Source organism: Vibrio sp. 970, from assembly GCF_033339075.1.
Map to the genome: position 1 here is coordinate 1 of NZ_JAWOTW010000076.1, position 605 is coordinate 605.

Here is a 605-nt window from a genome sequence, read left to right on the forward strand (position 1 = left end):
CGTTAAGCCTGTGACGCTGAGAGCTTGGCAAAGACGCTATAACCTAATCCAACCGCAAAGGACGGAAAAAGGGCATCGCTTATATTGCCAGCAAGATCTCGATACGATTCGTGAAATTCAAGGTTGGTTATCCAAAGGCATTGCGATCGGCAAAGTGAAAGGATTGCTCGGCCAATCGGATGTAGAAATCAGTGCAGAAAACCATTCGCTTGAAGAAGTGGAAACCGTACTGTCTGCGTTGTCGCAACTCAATCGTGGCAAAACGGAAAGCGTCCTTTCATCGGTATTGAAAGAGTACCCGCTCAACTTAGTCGTAGATCAGTTTATCAATCCTGTGTTTGAAGCATTGGATTTGGTTAAGGGCTCGCTGCGCTCTTTGCAGATGGGATTGTTCCAAACCTGTTTAATCACGCGTTGGGCATTGGTGATCGATGCTGAAAACAAAGCATCTACTAAGGGGAAATGTCTGTTGATCAGCTTTGAACAAAGTCGAGATGCAGAAAGCTGGATTCAGGCGGCGAAGTTGTGTGAGCAAGGTTACCACATCACCTTGGTCGACAAGGTGGACGACGTTTCTGGCTTGGTGGGGCACGACGTGATTGAAC

At 47.3% G+C, this 605-nt stretch carries 1 pseudogene; it reads left to right on the forward strand.

The window, feature by feature from the left end:
* Nucleotides 1-605: pseudogene (locus tag R7Q11_RS24810) on the forward strand (MerR family transcriptional regulator); the annotation flags it as partial.